This is a genomic window from Streptomyces sp. NPDC004561, assembly GCF_053602155.1.
Genome location: NZ_JBSGDB010000021.1, coordinates 1 through 17,377 on the forward strand (window position 1 = coordinate 1; position 17,377 = coordinate 17,377).

15 protein-coding genes, 1 tRNA gene and 1 pseudogene are annotated in these 17,377 nt (G+C 72.5%); 14 read left to right on the forward strand and 3 right to left on the reverse strand.

Features of this window, described 5'->3' with window-relative positions:
- The 7 genes and pseudogenes from ACWEN3_RS04905 to ACWEN3_RS04935 all read left to right on the forward strand — a co-directional run.
- Positions 1 to 116, forward strand: a pseudogene (locus ACWEN3_RS04905) (UTP--glucose-1-phosphate uridylyltransferase); the annotation flags it as partial.
- Positions 113 to 1,435, forward strand: a complete 1,323-nt coding sequence (gene glp / locus ACWEN3_RS04910) for a molybdotransferase-like divisome protein Glp (RefSeq protein WP_452965728.1) — start codon at positions 113 to 115, stop codon at positions 1,433 to 1,435. The pseudogene ACWEN3_RS04905 and the gene glp, both read left to right, overlap by 4 nt.
- A 128-nt stretch (positions 1,436 to 1,563) precedes the next feature.
- Positions 1,564 to 2,076 (forward strand): cyclic pyranopterin monophosphate synthase MoaC, encoded by a 513-nt coding sequence (moaC, locus tag ACWEN3_RS04915; RefSeq protein WP_452965730.1) that lies wholly within the window; start codon positions 1,564 to 1,566, stop codon positions 2,074 to 2,076.
- Complete coding sequence (locus ACWEN3_RS04920) at positions 2,073 to 2,573, forward strand: MogA/MoaB family molybdenum cofactor biosynthesis protein (protein ID WP_452965733.1); 501 nt, start codon at positions 2,073 to 2,075, stop codon at positions 2,571 to 2,573. The genes moaC and ACWEN3_RS04920 overlap by 4 nt, the downstream gene beginning before the upstream one ends.
- A gap of 20 nt (positions 2,574 to 2,593) precedes the next feature.
- The gene (locus ACWEN3_RS04925) at positions 2,594 to 3,229 is read left to right on the forward strand and encodes a GNAT family N-acetyltransferase (protein WP_452965735.1); all 636 of its coding nucleotides are present in this window, start codon (positions 2,594 to 2,596) and stop codon (positions 3,227 to 3,229) included.
- 186 nt (positions 3,230 to 3,415) lie between these two features.
- Positions 3,416 to 4,615, forward strand: a complete 1,200-nt coding sequence (sepX, locus tag ACWEN3_RS04930; RefSeq protein ID WP_452965737.1) for a divisome protein SepX/GlpR — start codon at positions 3,416 to 3,418, stop codon at positions 4,613 to 4,615.
- Between the two features lie 92 nt (positions 4,616 to 4,707).
- Positions 4,708 to 4,781 (forward strand) — tRNA-Ala (locus ACWEN3_RS04935).
- 49 nt (positions 4,782 to 4,830) lie between these two features.
- Here the strand turns inward: ACWEN3_RS04935 and ACWEN3_RS04940 are convergent.
- Positions 4,831 to 5,307, reverse strand: coding sequence for a GNAT family N-acetyltransferase (locus tag ACWEN3_RS04940; RefSeq protein WP_452965740.1), 477 nt, complete (start codon positions 5,305 to 5,307; stop codon positions 4,831 to 4,833).
- A 77-nt stretch (positions 5,308 to 5,384) separates the two neighbouring features.
- Between ACWEN3_RS04940 and ACWEN3_RS04945 the strand changes: the two genes are divergently transcribed.
- A complete protein-coding gene (locus tag ACWEN3_RS04945) occupies positions 5,385 to 6,188 on the forward strand; it encodes an exodeoxyribonuclease III (RefSeq protein WP_452965743.1) in 804 nt (267 codons plus the stop codon).
- 8 nt (positions 6,189 to 6,196) lie between these two features.
- Here ACWEN3_RS04945 and ACWEN3_RS04950 read toward each other — a convergent pair whose 3' ends face one another.
- Complete coding sequence (locus ACWEN3_RS04950) at positions 6,197 to 6,817, reverse strand: MerR family transcriptional regulator (RefSeq protein WP_452965813.1); 621 nt, start codon at positions 6,815 to 6,817, stop codon at positions 6,197 to 6,199.
- 190 nt (positions 6,818 to 7,007) lie between these two features.
- On the opposite strand from ACWEN3_RS04950, the gene ACWEN3_RS04955 reads away from it, so the two are divergent.
- The 4 genes from ACWEN3_RS04955 to ACWEN3_RS04970 all read left to right on the forward strand — a co-directional run bounded on the left by ACWEN3_RS04955 (position 7,008) and on the right by ACWEN3_RS04970 (position 10,772).
- Positions 7,008 to 8,579 carry a flavin-containing monooxygenase gene (locus ACWEN3_RS04955; RefSeq protein ID WP_452965744.1) on the forward strand — a complete coding sequence of 524 codons (1,572 nt, stop codon included), beginning with the start codon at positions 7,008 to 7,010 and terminating at the stop codon, positions 8,577 to 8,579.
- Positions 8,576 to 9,535: an alpha/beta fold hydrolase gene (locus tag ACWEN3_RS04960; protein WP_452965747.1), complete on the forward strand. Its 960-nt coding sequence runs from the start codon at positions 8,576 to 8,578 to the stop codon at positions 9,533 to 9,535. Before ACWEN3_RS04955 ends, ACWEN3_RS04960 begins: the two co-directional genes overlap by 4 nt.
- Positions 9,532 to 10,416 carry an SDR family oxidoreductase gene (locus ACWEN3_RS04965; protein WP_452965750.1) on the forward strand — a complete coding sequence of 295 codons (885 nt, stop codon included), beginning with the start codon at positions 9,532 to 9,534 and terminating at the stop codon, positions 10,414 to 10,416. The genes ACWEN3_RS04960 and ACWEN3_RS04965 overlap by 4 nt, the downstream gene beginning before the upstream one ends.
- An 86-nt stretch (positions 10,417 to 10,502) precedes the next feature.
- Entirely contained in the window at positions 10,503 to 10,772 is a 270-nt protein-coding gene (locus tag ACWEN3_RS04970; protein ID WP_452965752.1) for a hypothetical protein, read from the forward strand.
- A gap of 70 nt (positions 10,773 to 10,842) precedes the next feature.
- Here the strand turns inward: ACWEN3_RS04970 and ACWEN3_RS04975 are convergent, their stop codons facing one another.
- Positions 10,843 to 14,184 (reverse strand): S41 family peptidase, encoded by a 3,342-nt coding sequence (locus ACWEN3_RS04975; RefSeq protein ID WP_452965754.1) that lies wholly within the window; start codon positions 14,182 to 14,184, stop codon positions 10,843 to 10,845.
- Positions 14,185 to 14,339: 155 nt separating this feature from the next.
- On the opposite strand from ACWEN3_RS04975, the gene ACWEN3_RS04980 reads away from it, so the two are divergent.
- Positions 14,340 to 14,942: a TetR/AcrR family transcriptional regulator gene (locus tag ACWEN3_RS04980; protein WP_452965757.1), complete on the forward strand. Its 603-nt coding sequence runs from the start codon at positions 14,340 to 14,342 to the stop codon at positions 14,940 to 14,942.
- A 112-nt stretch (positions 14,943 to 15,054) separates the two neighbouring features.
- Positions 15,055 to 17,274 (forward strand): MMPL family transporter, encoded by a 2,220-nt coding sequence (locus ACWEN3_RS04985; RefSeq protein WP_452965759.1) that lies wholly within the window; start codon positions 15,055 to 15,057, stop codon positions 17,272 to 17,274.
- Positions 17,275 to 17,377 lie beyond the last annotated feature (103 nt).

Consider the following 17,377-nt stretch of genomic DNA (forward strand, 5'->3'; position numbering starts at 1 on the left):
ACCGTGGCGACTATCTGCGTGCCATTGTCAGACTCGCATGCGAACGTGAAGACCTGGGCCCGGAGTTCCGGACCTGGCTCCGCAGTTACGTAGCCGAGGAGATGCAGCAATCTTGAGCAGCGCCGCGACCCGCCCCGCCGGCCCGGACGACCTGTGGTCGGTGGACGAGCACCTGGAGGACATCCTCGCCGCCGTCCGCCCCCTCGAGCCCATCGAGCTGCAACTGCTCGACGCCCAGGGCTGCGTCCTGATCGACGACGTCACGGTGCCGGTGTCCCTGCCGCCGTTCGACAACAGCTCCATGGACGGGTACGCGGTACGGGTCGCGGACGTGGCCGGCGCGGGCGAGGAGTTCCCGGCGGTCCTGGAGGTCGTCGGGGACGTCGCGGCGGGCGCGGCCGACCTGGTCCGGGTCGGGCCCGGGCAGGCCGCCCGCATCATGACCGGCGCCCCGCTGCCGCCCGGCGCCGAGGCCGTCGTCCCCGTCGAGTGGACCGACGGCGGACTCGGCGAGGGCCCGGTCAGCGGCATGCGGGCGCGCAGTTCGGCCCCCGAGGGCGCCGCGGGGCACGTGCGCGTCCACCGCCCCGCCGAGGCACGCGCGCACGTGCGCGCCAAGGGCAGCGACGTGAAGGCCGGCGACCGCGCCCTGGAGGCCGGGACCGTCCTCGGCCCGCCGCAGATCGCGCTGCTCGCCGCGATCGGCCGCGGCACGGTCCGCGTGCGCCCGCGCCCGCGCGTCGTCGTCATGTCCACCGGCAGCGAACTCGTCCAGCCCGGCGAGCCACTGGGCAACGGGCAGATCTACGACTCCAACAGCTTCGCCCTCACCGCCGCCGCCCGGGACGCGGGCGCCATCGCCTACCGGGTGGGCGCCGTCGCCGACGACGTCGAGACCCTGCGGTCCACCATCGAGGACCAGCTGGTCCGCGCCGACCTGCTGGTGACCACGGGAGGAGTGAGCGTCGGGGCGTACGACGTGGTCAAGGAGGCGCTGTCGCACGTCGGCGACGAGGACGAGGCGGGCAGCGGCATCGAGTTCCGCAAGCTGGCCATGCAGCCGGGCAAGCCCCAGGGCTTCGGCTCCATCGGCCCCGACCACACGCCCCTGCTGGCCCTGCCCGGCAACCCCGTGTCGTCGTACGTCTCCTTCGAGCTGTTCGTCCGCCCCGCGATCCGCACCCTGATGGGGCTCACGGACGTCCACCGGCCCCGCACCCGGGCCACGCTGAAGGCGGACCGGGCGCTGCGTTCGCCCAAGGGCCGCCGTCAGTTCCTGCGGGGCAGCCACGCCGGCGGGGAGGTGACCCCGGTCGGCGGCGCAGGCTCCCATCTGGTGGCGGCGCTCGCGCACGCCGACGCGCTGATCGTCGTCCCCGAGGACGTGGAGTCGGTCGAGCCCGGCACCGAGGTGGAGGTCGTGCTGCTCGGCTGAGCACGCGCGCGTGCCCGTCCGCGGGACGGTCCTGGGCGGCCGCGCGCGCGGACATGGCGGTACCGTGTCGCGCACAACAGGCCCGTGCACCGCACCGCGACGGGCCCGGACCGGGAGCGTCACACAGCATGACTGAGCCTTTCCGGGGGGAGACCCCCGGCGCCGCCGCGCAGGACCGACTGACGCACATCGACGACGCGGGCGCGGCCCGCATGGTCGACGTGTCCGGCAAGGAGGTGACCGCGCGCACCGCCCGCGCGGCCGGCCGCGTCCTCGTCTCGCCCCGCGTGGTCGAGCTGCTGCGCGGCGAGGGGATGCCCAAGGGGGACGCGCTCGCCACCGCCCGGATCGCGGGCATCATGGGCGCCAAGCGCACCCCGGACCTCATCCCGCTGTGCCACCCGTTGTCGGTGTCCGGTGTGACACTGGATCTGTCGGTCGCGGACGACGCCGTGGAGATCCGGGCCACCGTGAAGACAACGGACCGCACGGGCGTCGAGATGGAGGCCCTCACCGCGGTGACGGTCGCCGCGCTCACCGTGATCGACATGGTCAAGGCGGTCGACAAGGGAGCGGTCATCACGGACGTACGGGTGGAGGAGAAGACGGGCGGCAAGTCGGGCGACTGGAGCCGGGCATGACCTACCGAGCTCTGGTGATCACCGCGTCCAACAGGGCGGCGGCGGGTGTCTACGAGGACCGGGGAGGCCCACTGATCGCCGACGGCCTCAAGCGCTTCGGCTTCGACGTCGACGGCCCCCGGGTGGTCCCCGACGGGGACCCCGTCGCGGCGGCCCTGCGCGCGGGCGCCGACGCCGGCTACGACGCCATCGTCACCACCGGCGGCACCGGCGTCTCGCCGACCGACCGCACGCCCGAGGCGACCCGCGCGGTGATCGACTACGAGGTGCCGGGCATCGCCGAGGCCATCCGGGCGTTCGGCCGGGAGAAGGTGCCGACCGCGGCGCTGTCCCGCGGCCTGGCCGGAGTGGCGGGCCGGACCCTGATCGTCAATCTGCCGGGGTCCACGGGCGGCGTGCGGGACGGCCTCGCCGTCCTGGAGCCCCTGCTGGCGCACGCCGTCGACCAGATCCGCGGCGGCGACCACCCCAGACCCGGTAGTGGGGGTGCGAGCTGAACACCCCATCCTGGCCAGTCGTGCTGGTGGACGGAGATGTCGTCCTCAGGCCGATAAAGCTGCGCGACCAGCGGGTCTGGCGCGAGGTGAACCGGCGCAACCGCGACTGGCTGCGCCCCTGGGAGGCGACCATCCCGCCGCCCACGCCGAGCGGGCCGATAACCCACCGTCCGACGTTCCGCCAGATGGTCCGGCATCTGCGCGCCGAGGCGAACGCGGGCCGGATGCTGCCGTTCGTCATCGAGTACCAGGGGCGGCTCGTCGGGCAGTTGACGGTCGCCGGGATCACCTGGGGGTCGATGTGCTCGGGTCACATCGGCTACTGGGTGGACGAGTCGGTGGCCGGGCGCGGGGTGATGCCCACGGCCGTGGCGCTCGCGGTGGACCACTGTTTCCGCGCCGTCGGACTGCACCGCATCGAGGTCTGCATTCGCCCCGAGAACCGGCCCAGCCGCCGGGTCGTGGAGAAACTCGGATTCCGCGAGGAGGGGCTGCGACCCCGCTATCTGCACATCGACGGGGCCTGGCGCGACCACCTCGTCTTCGCCCTCACCGCGGAAGAGGTGCCGGACGGTTTGCTCGGACGCTGGCAGCGGGCACGATCCCGGCAGCGGCGGCACACCGAACGCGAGAACACCCGGGGGAATCCCGCCTAGCCCACGAAATTGAATACATGTTCGAAAATGATCGGTCGGTGACCGGCTCAGGGCATTGAATTCACGGGCGACGACGGTCCACTGATCGCATCGGTCGCAAAAAAAGCTGGAAATATCAGCCAGATCGTGCGACACACCGGCCCAATTGGCGGATGGCTCCGTGCAAACCCCTCTACGGTGTGAGACGTGAGCAGCAGCGGCCTCATCTACGCAGTCATTGTCGGGGCCTGGGCCGCCTACTTGGTGCCGATGTGGCTCCGTAGGCAGGACGAGCTGAACGAGGCCCGTCCGACGGAACGCTTCAGCACCGCCATCCGGCTGCTGTCCGGACGGGCGGGTATGGAGCGCCGGTACGCCAAGGACCTGCGGGCGCGCTCCGCCCAGGAGGGGGAGCCGGACACCGGCGATCCGGACGCCGTCACCGACTCGGTGGACGTCCGGGCCTTCGCCATGCCTCCGACCCGCCGTCAGGTCCACGCGGAGACCGGGCCCGAGGCGTCCCGGAGGGCCGACCCGGCACCCGAAGCGGCCCACGACCGGCCCGTCCCGCCGGCCCCCAGGTCCGCTTCCGCGGCAGCACAGAAGCGCGACCCCGCGCCACGGCGCACGTCCTCCGCGCAGGCGGCAGCACGCGCCCGGCGCTCGAAGGTGCTCGCGCGCCGTCGGCGCACCACCGTGGTTCTCTTCTTCGCCTTCACCCTCGGCGCCGTCGTCGCCGCCGTCGGCGGACTCGCCTTCCTGTGGGCGCCCGCCGCACCCGCCGTGCTGCTCAGCGGGTACATCGCCTATCTGCGCACCCAGGAACGCCGCCGCTTCGCCTACCAGATGGACCGCCGGCGTGCCGAGGCGGCCGCCCAGCGGCTGCGTGAGCGCCAGCCGCGCCGCCGCGCGCCGCTGGACGCCGGCTCCGGCGCCGTGGCCGGCGAACCGGACGAGGGACCGGGCGCCGACACCGACTCCGGTCTCTCCGCGCTCGCCGCCGACCGGCGCGCCCTCGTCGAGCAGACCGACCACGCCGAGTGGGTCGACCAGCAGCGCGAGCGGCAGCGGCGGCCCGGGCACGGGGACAGCTGGGACCCGGTACCGGTCCCGCTGCCGACGTACGTGACCGCGCCGGTCGCCCCGCGCGCCACCTCCGACGTCGACCTGGGTGCGCCCGACACCTGGAGCTCGGCACGCTCCAGCTCGGTCGCGCCGGAGCACGAGGTGAGCCACGCGCCGGAGGCCCAGCCGGACGAGCAGGCGTCCGCGGCGGAGGACAGGCCGGCCGACGGCCGCAGCGACGCCCGCCGCGCGGCCTCCGCCCGCCGGGCCCGGGGGCGCGTACGCACCCCGCTCTTCGACCAGTACGAGGAGGGCGGCCGCCCCCGCGCGGCCAACGAGTGACGGCGGCCACATCCCGGGAAGCCGCCCCTGACCAGTCCGGGAACGGATTTCCAAGCACCCCGATCGGGATGCTAAAGTTTCACTCGTTGCAAGGGCCTGTGGCGCAGTCCGGTAGCGCACCTCGTTCGCATCGAGGGGGCCAGGGGTTCAAATCCCCTCAGGTCCACGCAGCATGAAGCCCCAGCCGGCGAAAGCCGACTGGGGCTTCATCGTGTTTACAGCCGCTTCGCGAAGCAGCGGCTCTCCTCGTGGTGGCGGTAGTGGCCGAACTTGGCGCACAGTTCGTAGCCGCTGGACGCGTACAGGGCGATGGCCTCCGGCTGGGCGGTGCCGGTCTCCAGGACCATCCGCACCCGGCCCGCCGTGCGGGCGTCCTCCTCCAGGGCCGCGAGCATGCGGCGGGCCAGGCCCCGGCCGCGCATCCCGTCGATCACGTACATGCGCTTGAGCTCCGCGTCGCCGTCCTCGTTGCCCTGCCCGTTGCGGTCCTGGCTGCGCCAGCCGCCGGTGGCCACCGGGCGGTCGGACACGTCGTACGCGATCAGGTACACACCGGCGGGCGGGTCGAAGTCGCCGGCGGCGAGGAGGGTGGCGTCGCCGTCGTCGCCGTAGCGCTGACGGTACTCGGCCTGGACCTCGTCGTTGAGCTTGACGGCGTCGGGGTGGTCGAAACGGACCTGGCGAATAATCATGCTGGGTATCGTACTTCTATGCAGTAGGGGACATCGGGTCGTGCAGGCTCCGTCCAGTGTGCCGGTATCGTGCCCGGGTGCTGACTGTGACCTCGGTGAACGTGAACGGACTGCGGGCCGCCGCCAAAAAGGGCTTCGTGGAGTGGCTCGCCCGCACCGAGGCGGACGTCGTCTGCCTGCAGGAGGTGCGCGCCGAGCCGCACCAGCTGCCCGGGGGCGTCCGGCAGCCCGACGGCTGGCACGTCGTGCACGCCCCGGCCGCCGCCAAGGGCCGTGCGGGCGTCTCCCTCTACACGCGGCGCGAGCCCGACCGGGTCCGGATCGGCTTCGGATCGGCCGAGTTCGACGGCAGCGGGCGCTATGTCGAGGCCGACCTGCCCGGGGTCACGGTCGCCTCCCTCTATCTGCCCTCCGGTGAGGTCGGCACCGAGCGGCAGGACGAGAAGATCCGCTTCATGGGCGAGTTCCTCGCCCACCTCAAGCGGCTGCGCGAGCGGGCCGCCGCCGACGGGCGCGAGGTGGTCGTCTGCGGCGACTGGAACATCGCCCACCGGCAGGCCGACCTCAAGAACTGGCGCGGCAACACCAAGAACTCCGGCTTCCTGCCCGGGGAGCGCGAGTGGCTCGGCCGGGTCCTCGCCCCGGAGGAGGGCGGCTACGTCGACGTCGTACGGTCCCTGCACCCGGACGTCGAGGGGCCGTACACCTGGTGGTCGTACCGGGGGCGGGCCTTCGACAACGACTCGGGATGGCGCATCGACTATCACGCCGCCACGCCCGGCCTGGCCGCCAGGGCCGTCAAGGGCTTCGTGGAGCGCGCGGCCACGCACGCCGAGCGCTGGTCCGACCACGCCCCGGTGACCGTCGTCTACGACCGCTAGCGGCCCGCTCAGGCGCGTTTGCTCATCCGGCGGTCCAGGGCCAGGGAGAGTTCCGCCTCCACCACGCTGCGGGCGAGGGGGCGCAGGCGGTGGAGGTCCTCCTCGGGGGCGTGGCGCAGGATCAGGGCGGTGAAGAGCTCGGCCAGGGCGTCGGCGTGCTCGCGGACGCGGGCGCCGGCCGTGAGGACCTCGGCGAGCGGGACGCCCTCGCGGACGAGCGCGGAGGAGACGTCCAGCAGCCGGCCGCTGATGTGGACGATCTCGTCCCCGTCGGTGCCGAGGTAGCCGAGTTCCATGGCGGCGGCGAGGTTCTCGGGGGTGACCTCGCCCTCGAAGCGGGCGGCGAGCTCCTCGGGGGTGAGGCGGACCGGCTCCTCCTCGGTCGGGGTGCCGACGCCGAGCAGGTCGGCGACGTTCCGGCCCTGGTCGAGGGCCTCCGCGAGCTCCGCTATGCCGTTCAGTGTGTGGCCGCGCTCCAGCAGGGCCGCGATGGTGCGCAGACGGGCCAGGTGGTGGTCGTCGTACCAGGCGATGCGGCCCTCGCGGCGGGGTGGCGGGAGCAGCTTGCGCTCGCGGTAGAAGCGCAGGGTGCGCACGGTGATGCCGGCCCGCCGGGCCAGCTCCTCCATGCGGTACTCGCGCCGGGTGTCCGGCTGTGCCTCCGGGTGTTCTGCGTCCTCTGCCACGCCCGCAGCCTATGGCGTACCGCCGGTAACTTTCCTTTTCCCGCCCCCTACCGCTCGGTACGGAGCTGCTCTACAGTCCCATTGCGCCAGTGTTCACTGGCGGAGTTCCTAGGTGATGTGTGGAGGCTTCGGGATGGCCGGGCACGAGCATGTACGGGTGGCGGTGATCGGGTCCGGCTTCGGCGGGCTGGGGGCCGCCGTGCGGCTGCGCCGCGAGGGGATCACCGACTTCGCCGTCCTGGAGCGGGCGGACAGCGTCGGTGGCACCTGGCGGGACAACAGCTATCCGGGGTGCGCCTGCGACGTGCCCTCCCACCTGTACTCCTTCTCCTTCGCGCCCAACCCCGAGTGGCCGCGCACCTTCTCCGGGCAGCAGCACATCCGGGCCTATCTGGAGCACGTCACGGACGTCTTCGGCCTGCGCCCGCACATCCGCTTCGGGTCCGAGGTGAAGCTGATGACGTGGGACGCGGAGAACCTGCGGTGGGAGATCGAGACCGCCCGCGGGCCGCTGACCGCCGACGTCGTCGTCTCCGCCACGGGCCCGCTGTCCGAGCCGAAGATCCCGGAGATCCCGGGCCTGGAGTCCTTCCCGGGCAAGGTGTTCCACTCCGCCCGCTGGGACCACGACTACGACCTGCGGGGCAAGCGGGTGGCCATGGTCGGCACCGGCGCCTCCGCCATCCAGATCGTGCCCGCCATCCAGCCCCAGGTCGGCCGGCTCACCCTCTTCCAGCGCACCCCGCCGTGGGTCATGCCCCGCGTCGACCGTGCCATCACCGGCGCCGAGCGTCTGCTGCACCGGTCGCTGCCCTTCACCACCCAGCTGCGGCGCGGGCTGCTGTGGGGCATCCGGGAACTGCAGGTGCAGGCGTTCACGAAGCACCCCGACGAACTCGGATTGGTCGAGCAGCTCGCCAAGCGGAACATGGCCCGCGCCGTCAAGGACCCGGCCCTGCGCGCCAGGCTCACCCCCGACTACCGCATCGGCTGCAAGCGGATCCTGCTGTCCAGCACGTACTATCCGGCGCTCGCCCGCCCCAACGTGGACGTCGTCGCCAGTGGGCTCGGCGAGATCCGCGGCTCGACGGTCGTCGCCGCCGACGGCACCGAGGCCGAGGTGGACGCGATCGTCTTCGGCACGGGCTTCCACGTCACGGACATGCCGATCGCCGAGCGCGTGGTCGGCGCGGAGGGCCTCACACTGGCCGAGACCTGGAAGAGCGGCATGCGGGCGCTGCGCGGCGCCGCGGCGGCCGGCTTCCCCAACTGGATGACGATCATCGGACCCAACACGGGCCTCGGGAACTCCTCCATGATCCTGATGATCGAGTCCCACCTGAACTACATGGCCGACTACCTGCGCCAGCTCGACGTGCTCGGCGGCCGGGCCGCCCTCGACGCCCGGCCCGCCGCCGTCGAGGCCTGGAACCACCAGGTCCAGGAGCGCATGAAGCGGACCGTGTGGAACACCGGCGGCTGCACGAGCTGGTACCTGGACGCTAGCGGCCGCAACACCACCATCTGGCCCGGTACGACGAGCGAGTTCCGGCGCGCGACCCGGCGCGTGGACCTGGCGGAGTACGAGGTGATCCGCGGGCCCGCGCCGGCGAAGGACCCGGGGGCACAGGACCCGGGGGCCACGGCCGGGGAGCCGGTGGCCGAGGGCCCGGCGGCCGGACAGCCGAGCGGGGCCGCCGCGTGAGCCGGCCAGCCGCCGTGACCTCCGGCCCCTACGCACCGCCCGCCCCCGCCCGTGAGCTCACCGTCGTCTCCGCCGACGGCGCGCGGCTGCACGTCGAGGTGCACGGACCCGAGCACGCGCCCGCCGTCGTCCTGTCCCACGGCTGGACCTGCTCCACCGCCTTCTGGGCGGCGCAGATCCGGGACCTGGCGACCGACCACCGGGTGATCGCCTACGACCAGAGGGGGCACGGGCGCAGTCCCGAGAGCCCCGCGTGCACGACCCACGCGCTGGCGGACGACCTGGAGGCGGTGCTCGCCGAGACCCTCGAACGAGGGGAGAAGGCCCTGCTCGTCGGGCACTCCATGGGTGGCATGACGGTCATGGCCGCCGCCGCGCGCCCCCGCTTCCGCGAGCACACCGCCGCCGTCCTGCTGTGCAGCACCGGAAGCTCCCGGCTGGTCGCCGAGTCGCGCGTGGTGCCGATGGGCGCAGGGCGGGTGCGCACCTGGGTCACCGGGCGCATTCTCGGTTCGAGTGCTCCCCTCGGCCCGGTCACGCCGGTCGCGAAGAGGGTCCTCAAGTACGCCACCATGGGCGGCGGTTCGGCTCCGCACATGGTGGAGACGTGCGCGCGGATCGTGCACGCCTGCCCGCGCGCCGTGCGCCATGCCTGGTCCGCCGTCCTCGCGGCGCTCGATCTCGACCACGGCGTACGGGAGTTGGCGGCGCCCACCGCGGTACTGCACGGCGCGTCCGACCGGCTCACGCCGCTGGTGCACGCCCGCGCGCTGGTCGCCGCGCTGCCGCACTGCGTCGGCCTCACCGAGCTGAAAGGGGTCGGCCACATGACACCGATCGAGGCTCCCGGGGCGGTGACCGGCCGGATCCGGGAACTCGTCATCACGTACCTCGCGGGGGCCGTCCCCGAGCAGGAGCACCGTTCCATCCCCGTGCAGATCAAGGAGGGTGCATGAGCAGGGTCAGCCTCGAAGGGCAGGTCGCGGTCGTCACCGGAGCGGCGCGCGGCGTCGGCGAGTTGCTGGCGCGCAAGCTGTCCGCGCGCGGCGCGAAGGTGGCACTGGTCGGGCTGGAGGAGGAGGCGCTCAAGGAGGTCTCCGGGCGGCTGCACAGCGACAGCGCGTACTGGTACGCCGACGTCACCGACCACGAGGCGATGAGCCGGGTGGCGCGGGAGGTGAAGGCGCGGTTCGGGAAGGTCGACATCGTGGTCGCCAACGCCGGTGTGGCGACGGGCGGTCCGTTCGCCGACTCCGATCCGGGGGCCTGGCGGCGGGTGATCGAGGTGAACCTGATCGGCTCGGCGGTGACCGCGCGCGCGTTCCTGCCGGTGCTGGTGGAGAGCCGCGGCTATCTGCTCCAGATCGCCTCGCTCGCCGCGATCACGCCGGCGCCGATGATGACGGCGTACTGCGCCTCCAAGTCGGGTGTGGAGGCGTACGCGCACAGTCTGCGCGCCGAGGTCGGCTACCAGGGCGTGGGCGTCGGCGTCGGGTACCTGTCCTGGACCGACACCGACATGGTGCGCGGCGCCGACCAGGACGACGTGATGCGCGAGCTGCGGCAGCGGCTGCCGTGGCCGTCCAACAAGACATACCCGCTGGGTCCCGCCGTGGACCGGCTCGTCGCCGGGATCGAGCGGCGCTCGGCGCATGTGTACGGGCAGTGGTGGCTGCGCGGCATGCAGGGGGTGCGCGGGTATCTGCCGGCGCTCATCGGGACGGTCGGCCGGCGCGAGATGAAGCGGTTCGCGCCGCGGCTGCAGGGGATGCGCTCCGGGCTCGTCGGCGCAGGTGGGGCGGCCGACGAGGCGGAGCGCGCTACGCACCGTAACTGATCGACATGCACTCCGTGTTCGCCCGTGTGAATCTGGTCGAGGCCCCACCGAGGGGCTTACACCTCACCCCACGGGAGTGAACCCACATGGGTATGAAGGACCAGTACCAGGACCAGGCCACCTCGCCGCAGCAGAAGGGCAAGGGCAAGCTGGACCAGGCGCGTGAGCGCGCCGGCCAGCACGGTCAGCAGCCCCAGCGCGGTCAGCAGCCCCAGCGTGGCCAGCAGCCGCAGCGTGGCCAGCAGCCGCAGCGTGGTCAGCAGCCCCAGTCCGAGCGTGGTCGCCAGAACACGCGCGACATCGAGGACTCGGAGCACGAGATGCAGGACCGGTTCGACCAGGACTACGACGCCTAGTCGTTGCGCTCGGCCTTGGCCGGTCTCGGCGTGGGGCGCCCTCCGTCGCGGCGGGCGCCCCGCGTTCGTTTCAGGTGGTCCTGGGCGGCAGCTTGGGACGGGAGTGGTCGGGTGCGTCGCTGTAGTCCGGGGGGACCGCGGCGGGATTGGTCTCGAGCAGGTCGAGCGCGAGCTGGACCGCGTCGTCCATCTGGGCGTGGCGGCCCTCGGCCCAGTCCAGCGGGGTGCGCATGATCTCGAGGTCGGGGGCGACGCCGTGGTTCTCCACGGACCAGCCGTAGGCGTCGAACCAGGCGGCGTTCATCGGGACGGTGATGACCGTGCCGTCGCCGAGGCGGTGGCGGCCGGTCATGCCGACGACTCCGCCCCAGGTGCGCTGGCCGACCACCGGGCCGAGTTTCAGGAGTTTGAAGGCGGCCGTGATCATGTCGCCGTCGGAGGAGGTCGCCTCGTCGGCCAGGGCCACCACCGGGCCCCGGGGGGCGTTGGAGGTGTACGACACCGGCTGCGCGTCCCGGGTCAGGTCCCAGCCGAGGATCGTGCGGGTCAGCTTCTCGATGACGAGTTCGCTGATGTGCCCGCCCGCGTTGCCGCGCACGTCCACGATCAGCGCGGGCCGGGACACCTCCATGCGCAGGTCGCGGTTGAACTGGGCCCAGCCGGAGCCGCCCATGTCGGGGATGTGCAGATAGCCGCACTTGCCGCCGCTCAGCTCCCGTACGACGGCCCGGCGTTTGGCCACCCAGTCCTGGTAGCGCAGCGGCCGTTCGTCGACGAGCGGGACGACGGCCACCCGCCGGGGCCGCCCCGCCTCGCCGTCCGCGGGGGTGAAGGTCAGCTCCACGGTCGTACCGCCCGAGCCGGCCAGCAGTGGGTAGGGGCCCGTCACCGGGTCGACCGGGCGGCCGTCGACATGGGTCAGGATCGCGCCCTCGCGGATGCCCGTGCCGGCCAGCGGGGAGCGGGCCTTGGAGTCGGAGGAGTCGCCGGGCAGGATGCGCTTGACCGTCCAGCCGCCTTCGCGGTGGACGAGGTTGGCGCCGAGCAGGCCCTGCCAGCGCTGGTAGTGGGGCGGGCCCTCGTTGCGGCGGGCGGCGGTGACGTAGGCGTGGGAGGTGCCGAGTTCGCCGAGGACCTCGCGCAGGAGGTCCGCGAACTCGTCGGGGGAGGCGACCCGTTCGACGAGCGGGCGGTACTGGTCGAGCACCGCGTCCCAGTCGATGCCGCACATGCCGGGGTCCCAGAAGTAGGCGCGGATCAGCCGACCCGCCTCCTCGTACGACTGGCGCCACTCGGCGGGCGGGTCGACCACGTGCAGGATGCGGCGCAGGTCGATCCAGACGGTCGTGTCGCTGTCGCCGGTCTCAGTGGAGGGGACCGCGCGCAGGTCGCCCTCGTCCACGACGACGAGCCGGGTGCCGTCCCCGCTCACCGCGAACCAGTCGAGGTGGTCGATGAGTTCGGACTTCTTCGCCTTGGTGATGTTGAAGTACTCCAGGGTCGGCCGCCCGCTGACGTCGGCCGGGTTGACGAAGGTCTCGCCGAGCGCGCCGGAGATCGGCCAGCGCAGCCAGACCAGGCCGCCACCCGCGACCGGGGACAGCCCCGAGTACTTGGAGGCGACGACCGGGAACGGGGTGACCCTGTTCTCCAGGCCCTCCACCTCGACGGTGACCGTGCCGGCCTCGCCGGTCTCCTCGTCCTCGAGCGGGTCGAGCCCGCCGGCGGCCGGCCGCCCCTCGGGGTTCAGGGCGAAGGGCGAGGGGGTCGCCGAGGACAGCGGCACCAGGTAGGGGCGGCAGCCGAGCGGGAAGGACAGGTCGCCGGTGTGGACGTCGTACACCGGGTCGAAGCCGCGCCAGGACAGGAAGGCGAGGTAGCGGCCGTCGCGGGTGAAGACGGGGTTCTCGTCCTCGAAGCGGCCGTTGGTGACGTCGACGATGTGCCGGTCCTTGATGCGGGCCAGCTTGATCTGGCGCAGCGTGCGGCCGATGCCGGGGTGGGACCAGGTGAGCCAGGAGCCGTCGGGGGAGAAGGCGAGGTCGCGCACGGGTCCGTTGACGGACCGGATCAACTCGGTGACCAGCTCCGGAGCGTCCCCTCCGGCGCCGCCCGCGTCCTCGGTGCCCGGCTCCTTCGCGGTGTCGGCCGCCAGAGCCTCCGGGCCCTCGCCGAAGAGGTCCGTGGCTTCGGTGCCCGGCTCCTCCGTGACGTCGATCAGGAGGAGGCGTCCGTCGTGCGAGGCGACGGCCAGGCGTTCGCCGAGCGGGTCGGAGGCCATCTCCAGGACGCGGCCCAGCCGGCCGGAGGCCAGCCGGCGGGGCGGCCGGTCGCCGGTCGCGCGGGGGAGCTGGGCGATCTCCACGGCGTCCTCGCCCTCGGCGTCGGTCACGTACGCCACCTGCCCGGTGGAGCCCAGCATCTCCGGCAGCCGCACCCGGACACCGGGGGTGTCGGTGATCGTACGGGCCGGGCCGTCGCGGTGGGTGAGCCAGTGCAGGCTGCCGCGGACGACGACCGCGCTGGCCCGGCCGGTCTCGTCCACGGAGATGCCGTCGACGTTCTGCGCGGCCGGCACCTGGTACGGGCGGCGGCCGGTGGCCGGCCCGGCGAGGCGGACGTCCAGCTTGCGCGGCACCCCTCGCGGGGAGAAGTCGTCCACCAGCCACAGGTCGCCCGCGCACTGGTAGACCACCCGGGAGCCGTCGCTGGAGGCGTGGCGGGCGTAGAAGGCGTCGTGGTCGGTGTGGCGGCGCAGGTCGGTGCCGTCGTGGGCGCAGGAGTAGAGGTTGCCGACGCCCTCGTGGTCGGAGAGGAAGGCGATCCGGCCGGCGACGAACATGGGGGAGGCCAGGTGGCCGCCGATGCCGGGCAGGAGCTGCTGCCCGTGCAGCCAGAGGCGGCCCATGGCGCCGCCGCGGTAGCGCTTCCAGGAGGCCGGTTCGTGCGGCGGGGTGCCGGTGAGCAGCAGGGTCTTGTGCTCGCCGTCGACGTCGGCGACCTGGATGTCGGCGACCGGGCCCCAGGGCAGGCGGCCGCCCGGGTCGCCGTCGGTGGGGACCTTGTAGGCCCAGGTGAAGTAGGAGAAGGGCTGGCTGTGGGAGGCCACCGCCAGGATCTCCCCGTCCGGGGTCCAGCCGCAGACCTGGGTGTCGCTGCTGCCCCAGTACGTCAGCTGCCGCGAGGGACCGCCGTCGACGCCGACGAGGTGGATCTCGGGGGCGAGGCTTCGCCAGGTCGCGTACGCGATCCGGCTGCCGTCGGGGGAGAAGCGCGGGTGGCCGGCCTTCGTGCGGTCCGCCGTGAGCCGCCAGGCGCGGCCCGGGGCGTCGAGGGGGGCCAGCCAGAGGTCGTCCTCGGCCACGAAGCACAGCAGGTCGCCGTTGAGGTGGGGAAGGCGCAGATAGCTCACCCTCCCATGCTTTTCCCCCCGCTGGGGGCAAGCAACTTATGCGCCCTTCACGTTCGTGACCCAGCACACGTACGAAACGGTTTCGTTTCGCTTGCCCTCAGGGTATCTTCATGGACGTAGGAAGAAGAAAGCTCCGCAGCGGGAAGGTGAGTGGCATGACCGAGGCCGTCGCAACGGCTCGTCGGAGTCGGATCACGCCCGAGCGCGAGGCCGAGTTGTACGAGGCCGTGCTCGACCTGCTCCGCGAAGTCGGCTACGACGCCCTCACCATGGACGCCGTGGCCGCCCGCACCCGGTCCAGCAAGGCCACGCTCTACCGCCAGTGGGGCGGCAAGGCGCAGCTGGTCGTCAAGGCGCTCAGACACGGCAAGCCCGGCCACCTCGAGGACATCGACACCGGTTCCCTCCGCGGCGACCTGCACGCCCTCGTGGCGCTGGAGGACGACTGCACCATGGAGCAGAACTCCGCGCTGATGCGGGGCATCGCCATGGCGATGCACCACAACGACGACCTGCGCCAGGCCTTCCGGGAGCAGATCGTCGACCCCGAGATGGGCGGGTTCCGGCAGGTGCTGCAGCGGGCGGTCGAGCGGGGCGAGGTCCGTGCGGACTGCCCGGCGCTCGACTTCATGGTGCACATGATGGTCGGCGGCTTCGCCACCCGGGCCCTGCTCGACGACCAGCCGCCCACCCAGGCCTTCCTCACCTCGTACATCGACGCCGTGGTCCTCCCCGCCCTCGGCGTTCCCACCACCTGATCCTTTCCGGATCCCACCCCAGCAAGCCCACCACCTGACGTCACCGCTCACGTCGTCGGGCTGATCACCCCTGCCCTGATGAACCCCACGACCTGACCGGGAGTACGCCTCCGTGGCCACGTATCTCTACAAACTCGGCCGGCTCGCCTTCCGGCGCCGGCACTTCGTCGCCCTCATATGGGTCGCGCTGCTCACCCTCGCCGGGGTGGGCGCCGCCTCCGCGCCGGCCGCCGGCAACACGTCCTTCTCCATCCCCGGCACCGAGGCGCAGAAGGCCTTCGACCTGCTGGAGCAGCGTTTCCCCGGCATGAGCGCCGACGGCGCGACCGCGCGGGTCGTCTTCAAGGCGCCGGCCGGCGAGAAGATGACCGACAAGCTCAACAAGGCGACCGTCGAGAAGACGGTGAAGGAGCTGAAGAGCGGCTCCGAGGTCGTCTCCGTCGCCGACCCCTACGCCGGGCACGCCGTCAGCCGGAACGGCACGATCGCCTACGCCTCCGTGAAGTACAAGGTCTCCGGCATGGAGCTCCAGGACTCCTCGCGGGACGCCCTGAAGAAGGCCGCGCAGCACGCGCGGGACACCGGGCTGAGCGTCGAGGTCGGCGGCGACGCGCTCAACGCGACGCCCGAGACCGGCTCCAGCGAGGCCATCGGCATCGCGATCGCCGCCGTCGTCCTCGTCATCACCTTCGGCTCCCTGATCGCCGCCGGCCTGCCGCTGCTGACCGCGATCATCGGCGTGGGCATCGGCGTCTCGACGATCACCGCGCTCGCGAACGCCCTGGACCTCGGCTCCACCACCTCCACGCTCGCGTCGATGATCGGCCTCGCCGTCGGCATCGACTACGCCCTGTTCATCGTCTCCCGCTACCGCGCCGAACTCGCCGAGGGCCGTGAGCGCGAGGACGCGGCGGGACGCGCCGTCGGCACGGCGGGCTCGGCGGTGGTCTTCGCCGGCCTGACCGTCCTCATCGCCCTGGTCGGCCTGTCCGTCGTCGACATCCCGATGCTGACGAAGATGGGCGTCGCGGCGGCCGGCACGGTCGCCATCGCCGTGCTGATCGCGCTGACGATGATCCCGGCGCTGCTCGGCTACGTGGGCCGCAGGGTCAAGCCGGCGGGCCAGAAGAGCAGGCTGCTCGGCGGCGGCCGCGCCCCGAAGAAGCCGGGCCGGCCCAACATGGGCACCCGCTGGGCGAGCTTCGTCGTACGCCGCCCGGTGGCGGTGCTGCTGCTCGGCGTCGTCGGCCTCGGCGCGGCGGCGGTCCCGGCCGCCTCCCTGCAGCTCGGCCTGCCCGACGACGGCTCCCAGCCCACCTCCACCACCCAGCGCCGCGCCTACGACCTCCTCTCCGAGGGCTTCGGGCCCGGCTTCAACGGTCCCCTGATGGTCGTGGTCGACGCCAAGGACAGCGCCCGCCCCAAGGCGGCCTTCACCGAGGTCGGCGACGAGATCAAGGGCCTGAAGGACGTCGTCACGGTGACCCCGGCCGTGCCCAACAAGGCCGGCGACACCGCGATCATCAGCGTGATCCCCAGGTCCAAGCCGTCCTCGACGACCACCGAGGACCTGGTGCACGCCATCCGTGACAAGGGCACGGACATCGCCCGGAAGACCGGCTCCGAGGTCCTGGTCACCGGTTCGACGGCGATGAACATCGACGTGTCGCAGAAGCTGAACGACGCCCTGGTGCCCTATCTGGCGTTGGTGGTGGGCCTGGCCTTCCTGCTCCTGATCGTGGTCTTCCGCTCGGTCCTCGTCCCGCTGAAGGCGGCCCTCGGCTTCCTGCTCAGCGTGCTGGCGGCCCTCGGCGCGGTCGTCGCGGTCTTCCAGTGGGGCTGGCTGTCCGGCCTGATGAACGTCGAGCAGACCGGCCCGGTCATGTCGATGATGCCGATCTTCATGGTGGGCGTCGTCTTCGGCCTCGCCATGGACTACGAGGTGTTCCTCGTGACCCGGATGCGGGAGGCGTACGTCCACGGGGAGAAGCCCAGCCAGGCGGTGGTGACCGGCTTCAAGCACGGGGCGCGGGTCGTCACGGCCGCGGCCGTCATCATGATCGCCGTCTTCTCCGGCTTCATCGGCTCCAGCGAGTCCATGATCAAGATGATCGGCTTCGGCCTCGCCGTCGCCGTCTTCTTCGACGCGTTCATCGTCCGCATGGCCATCGTCCCGGCCGTGCTCGCCCTGCTCGGCAAGCGCGCCTGGTGGCTGCCGAAGTGGCTCGACCGCGCCCTGCCCAACGTCGACGTCGAGGGCGAGGGCCTGCGCACGGCCGAGGAACGCAAGGACGCCGACCCCGACGGGGACCGGGAGCTGGTACGCGTCTGACGTACCGCTTCTGACGAGAAGCCGCCGGTGAGGGTGCCCGTGGGGACGGGGCTGCACCCTCACCGGCCTTTCCGTCGCCGGTGGGCGGCACGGCGGCCACCGC